This window comes from Bradyrhizobium sp. WSM1417, assembly GCF_000515415.1.
Classification (GTDB): Bacteria; Pseudomonadota; Alphaproteobacteria; order Rhizobiales; family Xanthobacteraceae; genus Bradyrhizobium.
Genome location: NZ_KI911783.1, coordinates 4,168,819 through 4,187,509 on the forward strand (window position 1 = coordinate 4,168,819; position 18,691 = coordinate 4,187,509).

At 64.1% G+C, this 18,691-nt stretch carries 16 protein-coding genes; 10 read left to right on the forward strand and 6 right to left on the reverse strand.

Annotated elements, in window-relative coordinates:
• Window positions 1-2: 2 nt before the first annotated feature.
• The 3 genes from BRA1417_RS0119850 to BRA1417_RS0119860 form a co-directional block, all read right to left on the reverse strand.
• Complete coding sequence (locus BRA1417_RS0119850; protein ID WP_027517302.1) at window positions 3-944, reverse strand: hypothetical protein; 942 nt, start codon at window positions 942-944, stop codon at window positions 3-5.
• Window positions 945-1,143: 199 nt separating this feature from the next.
• Window positions 1,144-1,722 (reverse strand): peroxidase-related enzyme, encoded by a 579-nt coding sequence (locus BRA1417_RS0119855; protein ID WP_027517303.1) that lies wholly within the window; start codon window positions 1,720-1,722, stop codon window positions 1,144-1,146.
• 103 nt (window positions 1,723-1,825) lie between these two features.
• Window positions 1,826-3,565, reverse strand: coding sequence for an ATP-binding protein (locus BRA1417_RS0119860; RefSeq protein WP_027517304.1), 1,740 nt, complete (start codon window positions 3,563-3,565; stop codon window positions 1,826-1,828).
• A 439-nt stretch (window positions 3,566-4,004) separates the two neighbouring features.
• Here BRA1417_RS0119860 and BRA1417_RS0119865 point away from each other — a divergent pair, with 439 nt between their 5' ends.
• Window positions 4,005-4,967 carry a catechol 2,3-dioxygenase gene (locus BRA1417_RS0119865; RefSeq protein WP_027517305.1) on the forward strand — a complete coding sequence of 321 codons (963 nt, stop codon included), beginning with the start codon at window positions 4,005-4,007 and terminating at the stop codon, window positions 4,965-4,967.
• 3 nt (window positions 4,968-4,970) lie between these two features.
• Here BRA1417_RS0119865 and BRA1417_RS0119870 read toward each other — a convergent pair whose 3' ends face one another.
• On the reverse strand, window positions 4,971-8,501 hold the full coding sequence (locus tag BRA1417_RS0119870) for a molybdopterin cofactor-binding domain-containing protein (RefSeq protein ID WP_027517306.1): 3,531 nt from the start codon (window positions 8,499-8,501) through the stop codon (window positions 4,971-4,973).
• Window positions 8,501-8,983 (reverse strand): (2Fe-2S)-binding protein, encoded by a 483-nt coding sequence (locus BRA1417_RS0119875; protein ID WP_027517307.1) that lies wholly within the window; start codon window positions 8,981-8,983, stop codon window positions 8,501-8,503. Before BRA1417_RS0119875 ends, BRA1417_RS0119870 begins: the two co-directional genes overlap by 1 nt.
• 281 nt (window positions 8,984-9,264) lie before the next feature.
• Between BRA1417_RS0119875 and BRA1417_RS0119880 the strand changes: the two genes are divergently transcribed.
• From BRA1417_RS0119880 to BRA1417_RS0119925, 9 genes are all read left to right on the forward strand, one after another.
• The gene (locus tag BRA1417_RS0119880; protein WP_027517308.1) at window positions 9,265-10,722 is read left to right on the forward strand and encodes a hypothetical protein; all 1,458 of its coding nucleotides are present in this window, start codon (window positions 9,265-9,267) and stop codon (window positions 10,720-10,722) included.
• Entirely contained in the window at window positions 10,719-11,615 is an 897-nt protein-coding gene (locus tag BRA1417_RS0119885; protein ID WP_027517309.1) for a UPF0280 family protein, read from the forward strand. The genes BRA1417_RS0119880 and BRA1417_RS0119885 overlap by 4 nt, the downstream gene beginning before the upstream one ends.
• 27 nt (window positions 11,616-11,642) lie before the next feature.
• The gene (locus BRA1417_RS0119890) at window positions 11,643-12,227 is read left to right on the forward strand and encodes an amino acid synthesis family protein (RefSeq protein ID WP_027517310.1); all 585 of its coding nucleotides are present in this window, start codon (window positions 11,643-11,645) and stop codon (window positions 12,225-12,227) included.
• Between the two features lie 25 nt (window positions 12,228-12,252).
• Window positions 12,253-13,455, forward strand: a complete 1,203-nt coding sequence (locus tag BRA1417_RS0119895; protein WP_027517311.1) for an ABC transporter substrate-binding protein — start codon at window positions 12,253-12,255, stop codon at window positions 13,453-13,455.
• Between the two features lie 149 nt (window positions 13,456-13,604).
• Window positions 13,605-15,494, forward strand: a complete 1,890-nt coding sequence (locus tag BRA1417_RS0119905) for an ABC transporter permease (protein ID WP_027517312.1) — start codon at window positions 13,605-13,607, stop codon at window positions 15,492-15,494.
• Window positions 15,491-16,282 (forward strand): ABC transporter ATP-binding protein, encoded by a 792-nt coding sequence (locus BRA1417_RS0119910; RefSeq protein ID WP_027517313.1) that lies wholly within the window; start codon window positions 15,491-15,493, stop codon window positions 16,280-16,282. Before BRA1417_RS0119905 ends, BRA1417_RS0119910 begins: the two co-directional genes overlap by 4 nt.
• On the forward strand, window positions 16,279-16,983 hold the full coding sequence (locus tag BRA1417_RS0119915; protein WP_027517314.1) for an ABC transporter ATP-binding protein: 705 nt from the start codon (window positions 16,279-16,281) through the stop codon (window positions 16,981-16,983). Before BRA1417_RS0119910 ends, BRA1417_RS0119915 begins: the two co-directional genes overlap by 4 nt.
• Window positions 16,984-17,003: 20 nt before the next feature.
• Window positions 17,004-17,459: a MarR family winged helix-turn-helix transcriptional regulator gene (locus tag BRA1417_RS0119920; RefSeq protein WP_027517315.1), complete on the forward strand. Its 456-nt coding sequence runs from the start codon at window positions 17,004-17,006 to the stop codon at window positions 17,457-17,459.
• A gap of 42 nt (window positions 17,460-17,501) precedes the next feature.
• On the forward strand, window positions 17,502-17,891 hold the full coding sequence (locus BRA1417_RS0119925; protein ID WP_027517316.1) for a hypothetical protein: 390 nt from the start codon (window positions 17,502-17,504) through the stop codon (window positions 17,889-17,891).
• Window positions 17,892-17,896: 5 nt separating this feature from the next.
• Here the strand turns inward: BRA1417_RS0119925 and BRA1417_RS0119930 are convergent, their stop codons facing one another.
• The gene (locus BRA1417_RS0119930; protein WP_027517317.1) at window positions 17,897-18,586 is read right to left on the reverse strand and encodes a hypothetical protein; all 690 of its coding nucleotides are present in this window, start codon (window positions 18,584-18,586) and stop codon (window positions 17,897-17,899) included.
• Window positions 18,587-18,691: the final 105 nt, after the last annotated feature.

Here is an 18,691-nt window from a genome sequence, read left to right on the forward strand (position 1 = left end):
GTTCAACCAGCAGCGTCGCGATCGATTTTGCGCAGCCGCACAAAGGCGGCCCAGGCCTGCGGATAATCCTTGTCCGTGGGATCAATCGTAAGTAGCGCGCGGCATGCTTCCTTGATCTCCTCAGGCGAAGGACGCTTGGCCGGAACCCCGGATGATTTGGCGTCTTCCCAGCGAGCCTCGACATCTCTTGCAAAAGCCAGGGCCTCCGCGCTGGTCCGCTTCTGCGCCGATTTCGCCAGCGGATCGTCCGAGCGGAAATTCGGCCATGCGGCCGGCGGCTGGTCGACACGCCACGTCAGTTCATCTGCTTGTCGTACCTCCACGCCCGAACTCGAATGTTGCGCTGCTGGCGCCCATCCTGCCCCTGCTGAGGCTGCCGAACCCGACGAGCCGGCCGATCTCCGCGGGACCGCCGAACCTGGCGCCACCGCCGCTGTCTGTCCGGCGAGCTGGCCAAGCTGCTGTTCCATCGTTCCGCCGCTGGACTTGGGGATGATTTTTTCGACGGTCTTGATCATCGACAGCGCGCCTGGCGATATCAGCGTGTTCTGGTCGGCAATTTTGTCGTCGGCCGCGCTTGGGCAGGGCCTGTAAGGAGAGCGCTGCGACGTCATCCGGCCGTCGTCGTCGATACGGGCAAAATCGATCGCGATGGTGTAAACGAACGCGGCCTCGACATACTGCCTCTCCTTGTCCATCGCTTTTACGGAGCCGCATACGTATCTTGCCTGGTCTACATCAATCGTTCGCAGGCCGTTGAAGTGAGCTGAATTCGGCGCAATGAGGACGCGCAACACGGCAGCCCGCGCCTTGCCATGCTCCGATTCAAACATGCTCCATATCTCGTCCGCGTCGACGATCTCGGGCTGATAGTTCCACGCGTATCCGGCCGCGAAGAACGCCGTGCCAATACAGGTCGCGACAACAAATGCCCGCACGTTCATGAGAAGCCCCTCGACAGGCACGACTCATCAGCGTCTCCGGTGACGGAAACTGCGCAAGTTGTGCCAAAGCGTTTGTGCTAGTTGAGGGTGAGATTCTTAATAAAACGTATGCGATTGCAAAAACGTATAGTTCCCGTCAGACGGGAACTTTCCACTGCGTTCGTCGGCTACGCGTTCCTTCCGCGTTCGCGGCAGTCGGTCATTTCTTCGGCACCCGTCCCATCAGATAGAATTCGTCATTCGGCCGCATGCCGGTGAAATTCGCCAGCCGGTTCGACAGCGCGAAGAAGGCGGCGATTGCGGCGATGTCCCAGATGTCGTCGTCGCTGAAGCCGTGCGGCGCGAGCGCGGTGAAATCATCCTCGGAAATCCGCTGCGCATCGGCCGAGACCTTCATCGCGAAATCGAGCATCGCCTTTTGCCGCGGCGTGATGTCGGCCTTGCGGTAGTTCGTGGCGATCTGGTCGGCGATCAGCGGGTTCTTGGCGCGGATACGCAGGATCGCGCCATGCGCAATCACGCAATACTGGCACTGATTGGCTGCCGATGTCGCGACCACGATCATCTCGCGCTCGGCCTTGGTGAGGCCGCCCTCCTTCTCCATCAGCGCGTCGTGATAGGCGAAGAAAGCGCGGAACTCGTCCGGGCGGTAGGCGAGGGTCAAGAACACGTTCGGCACGAAGCCGCTCTTCTCCTGCACGGCGAGGAGACGCGTGCGGATGTCGTCAGGGAGCGCATCGAGGGCGGGAGCGGCGAAGCGTTGCGCGGGCTTTGTCATGGGCATGGATTCCGGCTTGGGGCCGGCAACCATAGTCGATGCCGGCGCCATGCTCAACGTGACGCCAGGCTCGCAATGCCGGAGCTGGAAAACGAGCCTTGCTCTACCGCAGCGGCTTCTTCAGCAGCGAGAAGCGGTCCGGATCCAGCCCCATCGACGGTTGCAGCAGCGGGGCTTCGACATTGGAGAGCGTCTTCGCGGGCGGCGCCGAGAATACCGGATCGTTCGGCACGTCGCGCTGCGAGGTGGCACCGCGCCAGCGCTCGAGCACGGCGCCGACGAAATGCATGTCGTGACCGGAGGTGACGGACGGCACGCTGCTGATGGTGGCTTCGCCGCGCGGCAATTGATGCGGCGGCACCTCCTTGAAGCGCAGCCGCGTCGGCAGTGCGACACCTTCGCCGAATGCCAGCACTTCGCGGGTGCCGAGCGAGGGCACGAACGAAAGCAGATTCGCGGCCGCATCCGAAACCGCGGCGCGCAGCAGCGCCTGGTCGCGCTCGTTGGCTAGACGCATCGTGAACAGCGTGTTGCACTGGGAGATGATGGTTGCATCGAGCTCGGCCGGACGCTGGGTGATGAGGCCGAGATAGACGCCGTATTTGCGGCCTTCCTTGGCGATGCGCGACACCGCCTTGCGGGTCGGCCCGAAGCCGACATTGCGATCGGCGGAGGCGTAGCGGTGAGCCTCTTCGCAGACGAACAGCATCGGCGAAACGCCGTCGCTCCATAGGCCGAAGTCGAAGGCCATGCGGCAGAGCACCGAGACGACGGAATCGATGACTTCGGCCGGGAAGCCGGCGAGCTGCATCACCGTCATCGGCTTGCCGTTGGCCGGCAGGCGGAACAGATGGCTGATCACCTCGGCCATGGTGTCACCGCCGACATTGGCGTTGTCGAACATGAAGGCGTAGCGCGGGTCGTTGCGGACCGCCTCGATGCGGGAGATCAGCTTGTGATAGATGATGCGCGAGGAGCGGTTCTCGAGCTTGCCCATGCGCTCGTCGATCAACGACATCAGATCGACCAGGCGATAGGGCACCGGCGTATCGACGGTGTAGCCGATCTGCTTGGGATCGATGCGCTTCAGGCCAATGCGGTCGGCGTTCTGGTACTGGGTGTAGACGCCCTTGGCGAGCGGAATGACCTCGGCGAGGACGTCGAGCTCCTCGGGCACGCCGGCGCGGCCACCGAACAGCACGTCGACGATTTCCTCGAAATTGAACAGCCAGAACGGCAGTTTCAGATTGCGCGGGTTGAGCACCAGCGCGCGTTCGCCGAAGCAGCGGCCATATTCGTTGTGCACATCGAGTAGGAAGATGCGCAGGTTCGGGCGTGCCTTGAGGATCTCGTTGAGCAGCAGCGACACACCGGTCGATTTGCCAACGCCGGTGGATCCCAGCACCGCAAAGTGTTTGGAGAGCATTTCCTCGATGTCGACATAGGCGACGACGGAGCTGTCCTGCTGAAGGAAGCCGACATTGATCTGGTCGGAACCGGTGGGCGCGTAGATCGTGCGCAGCTCCTGGCTCGTGATCAGGTCGACGGAATCGCCGATGGTCGGATAGTTGGTGACGCCGCGCTGGAATTTGGCCTTGCCGGTGGCGTTGAGAATTTCGCCGAGAAGGTCGACCGAGGCGATGGCGATCAAATTGTCGTTGCTCGAGAGGTTCTCGCAGGACACCTCGGTGATCATGGCGACGATGACCGAGCTGGCGCAGCGGATACTGACGAAGCGGCCGACGGTTGCCCGCACTTCCGAGACCGGCATCCGGCTTTCAGCCAGCAGCCCGACCCGGGCGAGCGATCCGCGAACCGAAATCACGCGTCCAAAGGATGTCACGATGAATGAACCTGGCAAGAGCAACGGGTTGCCCGGACTATGCACGGCCGTCGCTGGACAAACGGTTAAGCGGCAGGCGCCGGCGCTTCGTTAAATCTGCGACAATTCGGGTGCGAGGTTTGTTCCGAATGCATACTCCCTGGCAGAAGCGGCCGGAAAATGCTGCTTTTTCCCGGCCGACGGGCCCTGGGAGTACTTAAGGAAGATTTTACCATTCGGGCAGTCGGTCCGCGGTTCCGGACGGTTGGTCATCCTGGACGGCCCGTCATTCGCTCTCGGGGGCGATCTTTGGTTTGTTGACGGGACCTAATTATTTGTACATTGGTACAAATAAAACCGGCGGCCTTGTGCCGCCCCGCCGGCGCGTGAGCGGGTTGCCGCTTGCGCCAGATCGCGGGATCCGGTCCAGCGGATCGCAAGCCACGTCTTGGAGGACACCATGCAACCCGAACCGATCCTCGATCTCGCTCATCTTGGCCACATGGAGCTGTTGACACCGAAGCCGGACGAGAGCCTGAAATTCTTCGTCGACGTCATGGGCATGACCGTCAGCGGACAAAAGGGCGAGTCGGTTTATTTGCGCGGCTGGGACGATTACGAGCGCTATTCGCTCAAACTGACGGCCTCGAAGACGTCAGGCATGGAGCACATGGCGCTGCGCGCGCGCAGCCAACAGGCGCTCGAGCGCCGCGTCGCGGCGCTTAAGGGGTCCGGCTTCGACATCGGCTGGATCGACGGCGACATGGGGCAGGGGCCGACCTTCCGCTGCCGTGATCCCGACGGCCACATCGTCGAGCTCTATTACGAGACCGAATGGTATCAGGCGCCGCCGGAGTTGAAGCCGGCGTTGAAGAACCAGGCGCAGCGCTTTCCCGCGCGCGGCGTCAATGTCCGCCGCCTCGACCACCTCAATTGCCTCGCCGTCGACATCAAGGCCAACCGCGAGTTCTTCGAGAACTATCTCGGCTGCCGGCTCACCGAGCAGATCGTGCTCAACGACGGCCGCGAAGCGGCGATGTGGCTGACGGTGTCCAACAAGAGCTACGACTTTGCCTACTCGCTCGACCATTCCGGCACGCCCGGCCGCTTCCACCACGTCACTTACGCGCTCGACAGCCGCGAAGAGATCTTGCGCGCCGCCGACATCTTCCTGGAGAACGGCATCCACATCGAGACCGGCCCGCACAAGCACGCGATCCAGCAGACCTTCTTCCTCTACGTCTACGAGCCCGGCGGAAATCGCGTCGAAGTCGCCAATGCCGGCGCGCGCCTCATCCTTGCGCCCGACTGGAAGCCGATCGTGTGGACGGAAGAGGAACGCAAGAAGGGGCAGGCCTGGGGCCTGAAGACGATCGAGTCGTTTCACACGCACGGCACGCCGCCGGTGGAGCACAAGAGGTAGCGCTTAGTTCGCGGCGGCTCTCACACGCGCAATCGTCTCCTTCACGTCGATCCATGCGGGCCTGTCCGGGGCGAACTGCTTGCGCAGGAACGTGACGAGTTCCTCGATCTGTGCATCGCTCATGCTTTTCTTGAAGGCCGGCATGTAGCCGAGATCGCTCGACACCGGCTCGGCGATGCCGTGCAGGACGATTTGCACGAGATTGTCCGATGTCGCGCTGTGCAGATTGCTGTTGAGTGCCAGCGAGGGCCGGCTGCCGAACAGCGGCAGGCCGCCGACCTCGTGGCAGACGGCGCAGGCGCCCTGATAGAGCCGCGCGCCGGTGGAGGACGCCATCGTGACTTGCGTTGAAGCTTCGAGCTTCAGGGCGACCGTATCCTGTGCTTTCCCGTTGGTCGCGCTGTCATTGAACGAGTTGAGATAGACGGCCATGGCGCGGATGTCCTGGTCGGGCAGGGCATTGAGGTCCCTGACAACAGGCGCCATCGGACCTGCGGCGACGCCATGGTATCGCGAGTGGCCGGTGCGCAAATAGACGAAAAGCTCGTCCTCGCTCCATGGGACCGGCGCGTGCGAGAGTGAGGTCAGCGGCGGCGCCTCCCAGCCCTCGGCAAAGCCGCCGGCGAGATAGGCGCCACGCTGCTCGGCGCCGAGTGCGTTGCGCGGCGAATGGCAGGCGCTGCAATGGCCGAGGCCTTCGACCAGATAAGCGCCGCGATTCCAGACTTCGGATTTGGCGGGATCGGGCTTGAACTCGCGTGCCTGGTGGAACAGCGCATTCCATCCGGCAAGTAGCGGGCGGAAATTGAACGGGAAGGCGAGCGTATTCGCAGGCTGCGTCGCGCGCACCGACGGCTGCGCCATCAGGTAGGCGTAAAGCGCCTGCATGTCGGCATCGCCAGTCTTCGAAAAGTGCGTGTAGGGAAAGGCGGGATAGAGCTGCCGTCCGTCGCGATGAAGCCCGTCGCGCATCGCGCGCTCGAACGCGGGATAGGACCAGGCGCCGATTCCGGTTTCGACATCTGGCGTGATGTTGGTCGCGTAGATCGTGCCGAACGGCGTCTCCAGGGCGCGGCCACCGGCGTTGAGCGCTCCGCCGGTCATGGTGTGGCACTCCGCGCAATTGCCGAGTGCGGCCAGTTGTTGCCCGCGCGCGATGGTCGCTGCGGAATAGACTGATGGATCGGGTCGGGTGATCGGCGCGATGGCGCGGCCAGGCAAAAGCGCCGTACCGATGCCGATCGCCGCGGTGCAGACGGCCGCGATCGTCGCGAAGATGCCGGCGCGTTTGGCGAAGGGATTTTCCCAGATGCGGGATGGCTGTGGCGTAGCGGGAGCCGGCAACGCCTGCGGCGTGGCCGGCGCGCCGCGGTGCAGCCCCTTGAGGATACGCTCGGGCGTGAACGGCGGCTCGCGAAAGCGCACGCCGGTGGCGTCGAAAATCGCGTTCGCAATCGCAGCCGCGCTCGGGAACGAGGCGGATTCGCCGACGCCGAGCGGCGGCTGGTCCGGCCGAGGCAGCAACAACACGTCGATCTTGGGCACGTCAGGGAACGGGATGATCGGATAGGCGCCCCATTCCCGCGCCGCGACTGCACCGCGGTCGAACGAGACCTCCTCCATCAGCGCGCGGCTGGTGGACTGGATGACATTGCCATGGATCTGGTGGCGCACCCCGTCCGGGTTGATCATCAATCCGGAATCCTGCCCGGCGACCACGCGCGTCACGCTGACCTCGCCGGTCGCCTTGTTCACGGCAACGTCGGTGACCCAGGCCGACCACGCCGCGCCATAGCCGGGGAATTTGCTGTGGACGTAGAGCGCATAGGCAAAGCCGCGCCCATGCACGATCTCGCCGTCTTTCTCTTGTCGCACCGGCCGCGGCGTCCAGCCCGCACGCTCGGCGACCGCATGGACGAGATCGACGGCGCGCTGATCCCTCAGGTAACGCAGGCGATATTCGATCGGGTCGACGCCGGCCTCGGTCGCGGCCTCGTCGATATAGGATTCATGCGCAAAGGTGTTCGGCAGGGCCGAGACGCCGCGAAACCAGGACGCGCGCACGATCGGCGCCATGTCGTGGGCGACGACGCGCATGTGGTCGTAATCGTAAGGCGGGATCGCAGTGCGGTCGCCCATCTGGAGGACGTCCGGCTTCGGCGATATCCGCCCCGTCAGCAACAGCGCCAAAGTCGGGGCGGCATTCGACGGATAGCGCGTGGCGAGATCGTAGGCGGCGACGTCGCCCTTCGCGTCCAGGCCGCCATTGACGTCGATGAGCTGCGCGGCGCCTTTGGGCTCCCAGGCGTGCTCCTGCTCGCGCGTCAGCTGCACGCGCACGGGCCGGCCGACAGCGCGCGAGAGCAACAGCGCGTCCGCGGTGACATCGTCGGCGCAGTTGCGACCGTAACAGCCGGCGGCCTCCAACCTGATCACCTCGATCTCGCTCTCGGGACGCTCGATCAGCAGCGCCAGGTCTGCGCGCAACACGTGCGGATTTTGCGTGCCCGACCAGACGCGGATGTTGCCGTCCTGGAAGTCGGCGACCGCGCAGGACGGGCCGATCGAGGCATGCATCTGATATGGCCAGACGTAAGTGCGCCGCATCGGCTTTGCCGCGCCGGCAATGGCAGCATCGACGTCGCCCTTGTCGATCAGCGTGCGCGGCGTCGATGGATTGGCGCGCAGCGCGTTCTCGACGTCGGCGAGATCGGTCAGTTCAGGCGTCGGTCGCCAGCTCACCGCAAGCTGCTCCGCCGCGCGGATCGCGTTCTCCTCGCGCTCCGCGACGATTCCGACGAAATCGCCGATGCGCACGACGGCTATGATGCCGGGAATGCCGCGCACCGAGGATTCATCGACCGAAATCAGGCTGGTGCCGACGAACGGGCCGGCGTCGACGCCGGCATAGGGCGGTCGCACCACGCGGCCGTGCAGCATGCCGGGCATACGGATGTCGTGCACGAAGGTCAGCTCACCCGTGGCCTTGGCCGGCAGGTCGACGCGGGGCATCGATTGGCCGACAATGGCGTAATCGCTGACCGGCTTGACGGCGATGTCGTCGGCAAGCTCGAGACGAATGGTCTCTCCGCCGATCAACTCGCCATAGCTGACGCTGCGATTGTCGTGCCCGCGCACGAGGCCGTCTTCGATTCTGAGATCGGCTGCCGGCAGCTCCAGGCGCTCGGCCGCACGTGCGATCAGGAAGTGTCGCGCCTGCGCGGCGGCCTTGCGCAGGGGATTGGCGGTGATCTGGATGGTCTCGCTCGCGATCGTAGCGCCCTGGTTCGGCACCGTTGCGGTGTCGCCGAGCACCACGACCACGCGGGCAAAGGAGACGTCGAGCTCTTCAGCAACGATCTGGCCAAGCGCCGTGCGGATGCCGGTGCCGAGATCGACATGACCATTGTAGGCGGTGACTGAACCGTCCGCGGTGATGCGGACGAAGGTCTCGGATGTGCACTCGTGCACGGTGCGGACGACGACGAGCGAGCCGGATTGCAGCTCAGCTCCGTTCGGATGCGGGGAGGCCATCAATCACCGGCCTCGGCGAGCTGACCAGACGCACGCATCACGGCGCGAAGGATTTCGATATGCGTGCCGCAGCGACAGAGATTGTAGCGCAGCGCCGCCAGCGCCTCCTGTTCGGTGGGCCGCGGGTTGATCGCAAGCAGCGCCTTGGTGGTCATGATCATGCCGTTGAGGCAATAGCCGCATTGCGCGGCTTGTTCGTCGATGAAGGCCTGCTGCACCGCATCCGGCTTGGCGCGGGTGCCGAGCCCTTCAAGCGTCACGATGTCGCGGCCGGCGCAGCCACCGATCGGAATGACGCAGGAGCGCGCCGCCGCACCATCGATCAGGACAGTGCAGGTGCCGCATTCACCGAGGCCGCAACCGTATTTCGGACCGTTGAGCGCGAGATCGTTGCGCAGCACGTAGAGCAGCGGCGTGTCTCGCGCCGCAGTGATCTCGTGGATCCTGCCGTTCACGGTGATGCGGATCGGTGTCTGCGTCATCCTCGTTCCCAAATCGACTCGTTGAGCGCCGCGGCCAAAGCTTCGCGAATTCCAAGCCCGCTCAAAATCTACGTTGCGACGATACCGTTTGTACACAAACGTGCAAGCCGTGCATGCCGCAGTGCAGCGCGAATGCCTTCTTTGTGGACAGAGCGGATAGGCAAATGAGGTTTTATGCGGCAGGCGTATGTTTTGCGCCGCACCGCCGCTTGACAGTCATCGGGAGGGCGCGCAACATCGTTCGTGTACAAATGATAACTGCACTGTCGGCTGGCTTTGACATGGTGACTGAACCTACGACCGCCGCCATCGACAAGATCCGCTGCGATGCGTGTCCGGTGATGTGCTACATCAAGCCGGGCGCGGCGGGCGCCTGCGACCGCTACGCCAATCACGAGGGCAAGCTCGTCCGCGTCGATCCGCATGTGATCCTGGAGCGCACCGTGTCGCATGGCGGCAAGCTCGTTCCGTTCAGCCGCACCGAAGATTGGGACGGCAAGATCGTCCACGAGCCTTCAACCTTTGTGACGGCGATCGGCGCGGGCACGACCTATCCCGACTACAAGCCGGCGCCGTTCATCGTCTCCGCTGAGGTCGACGGCGTCGACATGGTGACTGTCGTCACCGAGGGCATCTTCTCCTATTGCGGCATCAAGGTGAAGATCGACACCGACCGTTATCTGGGGCCGGAGACGGCGACCGTCCGTGCGCAAGGCGAGGCGGTCGGTCACGTCACCACCAGCGAATACGGTTCGCAGATGCTATCGCTCGGCGGCGTGCATCATCTGACCGGCGGCTCCAAGAAGGAAGGCCGCGTCACCTGCGACGCGCTGATGGACCTCGCAAATTGCAAGGCGGTCGAACTCACCATCGACGGCGGCGCGAGCGTGGTGGTGCAGGCCGGCCAGCCGCCGATCGTCAACGGCATAAAAGAAGAGCGCATGCGCGTCGGCTGCGGCTCGGCGACGATCGGCATGTTCGCCAAGCAATGGCACGGCAAGGTCGACGAGGTTGTCGTGGTCGACGACCACATCACCGGCGTGCTCTCGGAGCACCAGGCCGGCAAGCTGCTCGATATCGCCGACACCGGCATCAAGATGAAGGGGCGCCGCTCGACGCCCGGCCGCTATTTCCAGGTCGCCGATCCCGGCACGGGTTGGGGCGGCACCAATATCTCCGATCCGCTCGCAATCCTGGGACCGTTCGACGCCAAGGAAGCCAGGGCCGGCCTCTCCATGCTGATGGTCTCCACGACCGGCGAACATTCGTCCTATTACGTGCTCAATGAGGCCCTGAAGCCGGTCGAGACCGAGATGCCTGATGATCTGAAGTTCTCGGTCGAGCGTATTCAGGAGAATTGCGAGCCGGCGCTGTGTACGGTGCTGTTCATGGCGGGCGCCGGTGGTTCCTTGCGGGCGGGCGTGACCGACAATCCGGTGCGGCTGACGCGCTCGGTCAAGGATGCGCTGACGCGCGTCACCAGTGGCGGCGCGCCGGTCTATGTCTGGCCAGGCGGCGGCATCACCTACATGGTGGACGTGACGCAGATGCCGGCGGGGGCATTCGGTTACGTGCCGACGCCAGCGCTGGTCGCGCCGATAGAATTCACGATGAAGCTGTCGGACTATGCGGCGCTCGGTGGGCACATGGATTATGTCAAGCCGCTCTCCGAGGTCCAGCGCGGCGACGATGTCCGCCAATTGCCCTGGCAGAACCCGATTCCGGGACCTCGGGCATGACAAGGCTCCCGCAAATCGCGTTGCTGTCTGATGGCCGGCGGCTGCATTTGCAGGATGGACCGATTGATTTGGTCGTCGAAGCGACGGGGGCGGCCGACGCAGTGCGTGCGGCCTATGAGGCTGCCACCCGGCGCTTCACGGGGTTACTCGACGAACTCTGCGCGGAACTGCCGGAGCTGCGGACTGCCGTCGAGGGCCGGACCTCGTTGAGAGGCGTTGTGGCGCGTCGCATGCACGCCGCCGTGGCGCCCTATGCCGCTGATGGCTTCATCACGCCGATGGCCGCTGTGGCCGGCAGCGTGGCGGAGGAGGTGTTGGGCGCGATGCTGGGCGCGGCATCGCTCGATCGGACCTATGTCAACAATGGCGGCGACATCGCCCTGCATCTCGGCGACGGCCAGCATTTTTCGGTCGGCCTGATGGACCGGCCCGATGGCGACGGGGTGATGCGGACAATCAGGGTGGACGCCGATGATCCCGTGCGCGGCATCGCGACCAGTGGGCGGCACGGCCGCAGCTTTTCGCTCGGCATTGCCGATGCGGTGACCGTGTTGGCCGGAACGGCGTCGCAAGCCGATGCCGCCGCGACGATCGTTGCGAATGCCGTCGATCTGCCGGGGCACCCCGCCATCATCCGAAAGCCAGCGAGCGAGCTTCAGCCCGACAGCGATCTCGGCGCGCGGCTCGTGACCCGCAACATTGGTGGATTGTCGCAGAACGAGATCTCGACCGCGCTCGAATCTGGCGCGGAATGTGCACGGCAATTATTCGATCGCGGATTGATCGAGGGTGCCGTGTTGCAGCTTTGTGGTGATATGCTTGTCATCGGGACCAAGGATATTGAACGGCAACGATCGCGCCCGCTTGTACAAGAGAACGCGGTTCATGCCTGAACAGGGAAGCGGCTTGAGGAAACAATCATGAGCGCGATCATCCGCAAGATCGTCACCGTTGTCGAAGAGACGCAGATGGAGATGGGCCGCCAGGTCTCGCCGCCGACGCGGCGTGCGGCGGCAATCGCCGTGATCGAGAATCCGTTTGCCGGAAAGTATGTCGAGGATCTCTCGCCGCTGATCGCGATTGGCGAGGAGCTCGGCGAGCTGCTCTCGAAGCGCGCGGTGGCGGCGCTGGGCATCGAAGGATCGAAGGCTCAGAGCTATGGCAAGGCCGCGGCGGTCGGCGAGAACGGCGAGCTGGAGCATGCCGCTGCCATCCTTCACCCGAAAATGGGCGCGCCAGTGCGCAAAGTGCTGAGCAAGGGCGCTGCGTTGATCCCGTCGTCGAAGAAGCGCAGTGGACCCGGCACGACGCTGGACATTCCGCTGGGCCACAAGGATGCAGCCTTCGTGCGCAGTCATTTCGACGGCATGGAAGTGCAGATCAACGACGCGCCGCGCGCCAACGAAATCATGGTCGCGGTCGCCGTGACCGACAGCGGCCGTCCTTTGCCGCGCGTCGGCGGGCTGACGGCTGCGGAGATCAAGGGCGAAGACGGACTGCGTTAATCTTTTCAGAAAAGTGGAGGTTGGGATGCGAGCAAAGAATTATTTCGCCGGCGCGGCATTTGCGCTGTTGGCGAGCGGCATGGCTCATTCGGCCCTGGCGCAGGATATCAAGATCGGCGAAATCAACAGTTATTCGTTGCTGCCGGCGTTCACCGAGCCCTATCGCAAGGGCTGGCAGCTCGCGGTCGAAGAGATCAATGCGGCCGGCGGCATCAACGGCAAGAAGCTCATCGTCGTCTCCAAGGACGACGGCGGCAAGCCGGCGGATGCGCAGACCGCGGCCAACGAACTGGTGTCGAGCGAGGGCGTGGCGATGCTGACGGGTACGTTCCTGTCGAACATCGGCCTTGCGGTCAGCGACTTCGCCAACCAGAAGAAGGTGTTCTTCCTGGCGGCCGAGCCGCTGACGGACGCCATCACCTGGTCCAAGGGCAACAAGTACACCTTCCGACTGCGTCCTTCGAACTACATGCAGGCGGCGATGCTGGTGGAAGCAGCCAGCAAGCTGCCGGCAAAGCGCTGGGCGACAATCGCGCCGAACTATGAATACGGCCAGTCGGCGGTCGCCGTGTTCAAGAAGCTGATGTCGGAAAAGCGGCCCGACATCCAGTGGGTCGACGAGCAGTGGCCGCCGCAGGGCAAGATCGACGCCGGTCCGGTGGTGCAGGCGGTTGCCGCGGCCAATCCCGAAGCGATCCTCAACGTCACCTTCGGCGCGGATCTCGTCAAGCTCGTGCGTGAAGGCAACACCCGCGGTCTGTTCAAGGGACGCGAGGTCGTCTCGTTCCTGACCGGCGAGCCCGAATATCTCGACCCGCTCAAGGAGGAGACGCCCGAGGGCTGGATCGTCACCGGCTATCCCTGGTACTCGATCAAGACGCCCGAGCACGACGCGTTCCTGAAGGCCTATCAAGCCAAGTACAACGACTATCCGCGGCTCGGCTCGATCGTCGGCTACCAGACCATCAAGTCCGCAGCGGCGATCCTGGCGAAGGCGAACTCCACCGATCCGGAGAAGCTGATTGCTGCCGCGGAGGGCCTGTCGATGCCGTCGCCGTTCGGCGAGATCACCTTCCGCAAGATCGATCACCAGTCCACGCTGGGTGCCTATGTCGGCAAGACCGCGCTGAAGGATGGCAAGGGCGTGATGGTGGACTCGTCTTACAAGAAGGGCGCGGACTATCTGCCAAGTGACGCCGAAGTCGAGAAGCTGCGTCCGAAGGATTGATGCAAGGAGACCGGGGCCTCGTGGTCGAGACGCGCGGCGCTGCCGCGCTCCTCACCATGAGGTCCCCGGACCTCATCCTGAGGAGGCGCGTAGCGCCGTCTCGAAGGATGAAGCCCAATACTGAGATTTATGCTTAACCCGGACCGCAGATGGCCTTTTACGTCGTACAGTTTCTGACCGGTCTCGCCAGCGCAGCGTCGCTGTTCCTGGTGGCGTCGGGCCTGTCGATCATCTTTGGCGTGACGCGGATCGTGAATTTTGCGCACGGTGCCTTCTACATGATCGGTGCCTATATCGCCTTCACGCTGACGGAACGCCTATCGGGGACGTTCGGCTTCTGGGGCGGGATCGTCATCGCAGCGCTTGCCGTGGCAGTGATCGGCGTCATTGTCGAGATGGTGATGCTCCGGCGCATCTATCACGCGCCCGAGCTGTTCCAGCTGCTTGCGACCTTCGGCCTGACCTTGATGGTCGAGGACCTCGTCGTCCTGATCTGGGGGCCAGACGATCTCGTCGGGCGCCGTGCGCCTGGCTTCAAGGGCGCGATCGACTTCTTCGGCCAGAACATTCCGAGCTATGATTTGTTCCTGATCGTGCTCAGCCCCGTCGTGCTCGGCATTCTCTGGCTCTTGTTCCAGCGCACGCGCTGGGGCGTGCTAGTGCGCGCAGCGACGCAAGACCGCGACATGGTGGCGGCGCTCGGCGTCAATCAGAAATGGCTGTTCACGAGCGTGTTTGCGGTCGGTGTTTTCCTCGCCGCCCTCGGCGGTGCGCTCCAGATCCCACGCGACGCCGTGCACCATGCGATGGATCTGCGCATCATCGTCGAGGTCTTCGTCGTCGTGGTGATCGGAGGCCTCGGCAGCATCATCGGCGCTTTCGTCGCGGCGGTGCTGGTCTCCGAGCTCAACGCCTTCGGCATCCTGATCTTTCCAAAAATCTCCATCATCCTGGTCTTCCTGGTGATGGCGGCGGTGCTGATCGTGCGGCCATGGGGTCTGTTCGGCAGGCCCGAGGCGCCGGCACGCAAGACACCGGGCCTCACCGTCAACCCCTGGCGACCGCTGACGTCGAATGAGCGGTTGGCTGCGCTTGCAACGCTCGTCATCGCGGCGACGCTGCCGCTGTTTGCCGGCAATTATGCATTGACCGTCGGCTCGGAGATCGCGATCTCCGTGATCTTCGCCGTCAGCCTGCACTTCCTGATGTCGGTCGGCGGGCTCGCCTCCTTCGGCCATGCCGCCTATTTCGGGCTGGGCGCTTACGGAGTCGCTTTCCTCGCCAAGATGGCGGGACTGCCGATGATCGTCTGCCTGTTGCTCGGGCCGCTGCTCGGCTGCATGGGCGCTGCCGTGTTCGGCTTCTTCGCAGTGCAGCTCTCCGGTGTGTATTTCGCGATGTTGACGCTCGCCTTCGCGCAGATCGTCTGGTCGATCGCGTTCCAGTGGGTGAGCGTCACCGGCGGCGACAACGGCATCCTGGGCGTCTGGCCCGCGAGCTGGGCGGCGAGCCCATCGCATTTCTATTGGCTGTCGCTCGGCGTTGCGGCGCTCGTGACGATCGCGTTGCGGGCCATGGTGTTCTCGCCGTTCGGTTATGCGCTGAGGGCGACGCGCGACTCGCTGCTGCGCAGCGAAGCGGTCGGCATCAACGCCAAGCGCATCCAGTGGACGGCCTTCGTGATCGCGGGCACGACCGCCGGCATCGGCGGCGCGCTGTTCGCCTACCTCAAGGGCAGCGTCTTCCCGGACAATCTCGGCATCTCGCTCTCGGTCGATGCGCTGGTCATGGTCCTGCTCGGCGGCGTCGAGACGGTGTCGGGCGCGGTGATCGGCGCCATCGTCTACAAGGCCTTGAACATCTGGCTGGTCAGCCAGACCGACCTGTCGAAACTCGTGCTCGGCGGCTTCATCGTTCTCATCGTCGTCGTCTTCCCCAAGGGCATCGTCGGCATGCTGGAGATGCTGGCGCAGCGTCGCAGGAAGGCATCGCCGCCGGGGTCCCCCTTGCTTGCCAAGCCGATTGAGTCCGCCGAATGAGCGTCGCCCCCCCACTTCTCGCGGTCGAAGGACTGACCAAATCCTATGGCGGCGTTCACGCCGTGCGCGGCGTCTCGTTCTCGCTGCGATCAGGCGAGATCCTGGCGTTGATCGGACCGAACGGTGCGGGCAAGAGCACCTGTTTCGACATGCTCAACGGCCAGAACAGGCCTGATAGCGGCCACGTCCGCCTGCTCGGCGAGGACACAACCGGCAGGAAGCCGCGCGAGATCTGGCGGATGGGCGTGGGCCGCACCTTCCAGATCACCGCGACTTTTGCGACCATGACGGTGCGCGAGAACGTGCAGGTCGCGCTGATCTCGCACGGCAAGCAATTGTACAATGTTTGGGGCTCGGCGCCGAACTTCGACCGTGCCGAGGCCGGGCGACTGCTCGAGCTGGTCGGCATGGGTGGCTATGCGGATCGCCCCTGTGGCGAGCTTGCCTATGGCGATCTCAAGCGGCTCGAGCTCGCCGTCGCGCTCGCCAACCAGCCAAAGCTGCTGCTGATGGACGAGCCGACCGCCGGCATGGCGCCGCGCGAGCGCGTCGATTTGATGCGGCTGACCGCGCAGATCGCTCGGGAAAAATCGATCGGCGTTCTCTTCACCGAGCACGACATGGACGTGGTGTTCGAGCACGCCGATCGCATCATCGTGCTCAACCGCGGCACGTTGATCGCCGAGGGCTCGCCCGCCGAGGTCCGCGGCAATCCGCAGGTACAGGCGGTCTACCTCGGCGAGGGCCTGCTTTACGATGCCGGCCATCGCGAGGGAGCATCGGCATGAAGCTCACGGTCGAGGGGCTCAATAGTCATTACGGCCCGGCCCATATCCTGTTCGACATCGGATTCGAAGTCGGCGAGGGGGAAGTCGTGGCGTTGCTCGGTCGCAACGGCGCCGGCAAGTCGACGACGTTCCGCTCGATCGTCGGGCTCGTCGCGCAGCGCTCGGGGCGGATCATGTTCGAAGGCAAGGACGTCTCGGCACGTCCCACACATGAGATCGTGCGGGATGGGCTTGGTTACGTGCCAGAGGAGCGGCGTATCTTCACCGATCTGACGGTGGAAGAGAATCTCGAGGTCGGCCGCCAGCCGAAGCGCCCGAACGCGCCGCACTGGACCCGTGACAAGCTGTTTTCGCTGTTCCCTAACCTCGGCGAGATGAAAAATCGTCCGGGCGGGCGCATGAGCGGCGGCGAGCAGCAGATGCTCACCATCGCACGCACGCTGATGGGCAATCCGTCGCTGGTGCTGCTGGACGAGCCCTCGGAGGGCCTGTCGCCGAAGATCGTGGAGCAGATGGTCGATGCCATCCTGACCATGAAGAAGGAGGGCGTCAGCATCGTCGTCTCCGAGCAGAATCTGCACTTTGCGCGGCTGATCTCCGATCGCGCCTATATCATCGAGCGCGGCCGCATCTGTTTCGGCGGCACCATGGCCGAGCTCGACGCGCGTCCGGATATCCGCGACGCACATCTGTCGTTGTGAAGGCAAAGGGTATCGAGCGGATGGCGAGAAGCGTCGCAGCGAAGAAAAGCGTCAAACCGGCAAAGCCGCCTTACGTGCTCGATGAGCAGGTTGGCTTCATCCTTCGCCAGGTCTGGCAGCGCCACAGCGCGATCTTCTCTCGCGAGATCGGCACCAATATCACGCCGACGCAATGGGCAGCGCTATCGAAGCTCGCCGAGGCCGGGCCATGCTCGCAGAACCAGCTCGGGCGCCTCACGGCGATGGATGTGGCGACCATCAAGGGCGTGATCGATCGTTTGACGGCGCGCGGCCTGACCGAGACCAGCCAGGATCCGGAGGACGGACGGCGGCTTCTGGTCAGCCTGACGCGCGCGGGGCAGCAACTGGCGGAAAAGGTCGCGCCGAATGCGCTCGCGATCACGCGGGAGACGCTGGCGCCGCTCGAGGCAAGGGAGCGCGAGATGCTGATGGCGCTATTGAACAAGCTGCGGTGAGGCGCGACTAACCTCGATGAAGGTCTTGTCGAGGTTCTTGATATGAGAGCGGCCATGCGGTTTGCGCTGGCTCTGAGTATGAGTGCGATGCTGGCGGGCCGGTGTGCTCCCGCCCTGGCGGCGGAAGCCTATGAGGGGTTCTGGGCGTCAACCAAGAAGGATTGCCGCGACCAGGACAGCGCCAACCGCATGAGCATCGAGGGCGGCAACCGCCTCTATTGGTACGAGACCAGGTGCCGCGCCAGCGAGATCACGGCCGACGGGCACCTGAGCTGGAAAATGAAGCTCGCCTGCGAAGGCGAGGGCGAGAAGTATCGTTCCAGTCCCCGGGTTTCCATTGCCGCGGATGGCAAGCTGGTGATGGACAACAGCCCGGTCGGGCAGGGCAAGCGCCAGACCTATGTGCGTTGTGAGATCGCAAAACCGCGGTGACGCCCTTACATCTTCCCTGGCCATTTGGCGCGATAGCGGATTTCGCTGCCGTCGGCGAGCCGTCGCCACGTTCCGAACTCCGGCGTATGCGGAGCCCAGGCCGTCAGTCCGATCGGGTACACTCGGCTGGGCTGTCCCTGGATGTTGACGGCGAGCTGGCGGTGCGAGGTTCGGAACGCCAGTTCGACTTCGCCTGCGATAACGGGCTGATCGCCGTCACGATGGAAGCCGGCCGGGTTCAATTCGCCCGGCATACTGTTGAGGTCGGTCTGCAATTCGATAGTGATGTCTTGCGCTGATTTCGGCACCGTTGCGCCGGCCGGAAGGCGAACCTCGAACACGAGCAGGGGAGTGGCGCCGTTCCGGTTGAGCCAGGGTGTGGCCGTCATGTACGCGACGCCCATGTAAGTGGCCGCAGCGGCAACGCAGAGCAGGGCGACGACGCCGAGCGACTTCAGGCTGTTGCGCGCGAGACTGCTATTGCTTGCATCCGCGCCGGAACGCGTCACCAGCCAGCTGGCAAGCACCACGCCAGCGATCGCGCCGACGGGTGAGTAGACGAACAGTGCCAACAGGCCAGACGTGATCGGATCCGCCCGGTTGCCCAGATCGAGCACTGAAAACAGCACAAAGGTCGCGACATAACCTCCGACCGCACCGGTAACGCCGGCAGCAATCCGCGACGAATTCTTCATGTCTGCCTCGACGCCCCGCAATGAACTGCCTGTGTTAGACGCAGCAGGCTGGCGACTTGTTCAATGCTTTCAGGTGACCGCGCAGAGCGGCGAGCCGCTCCGGCT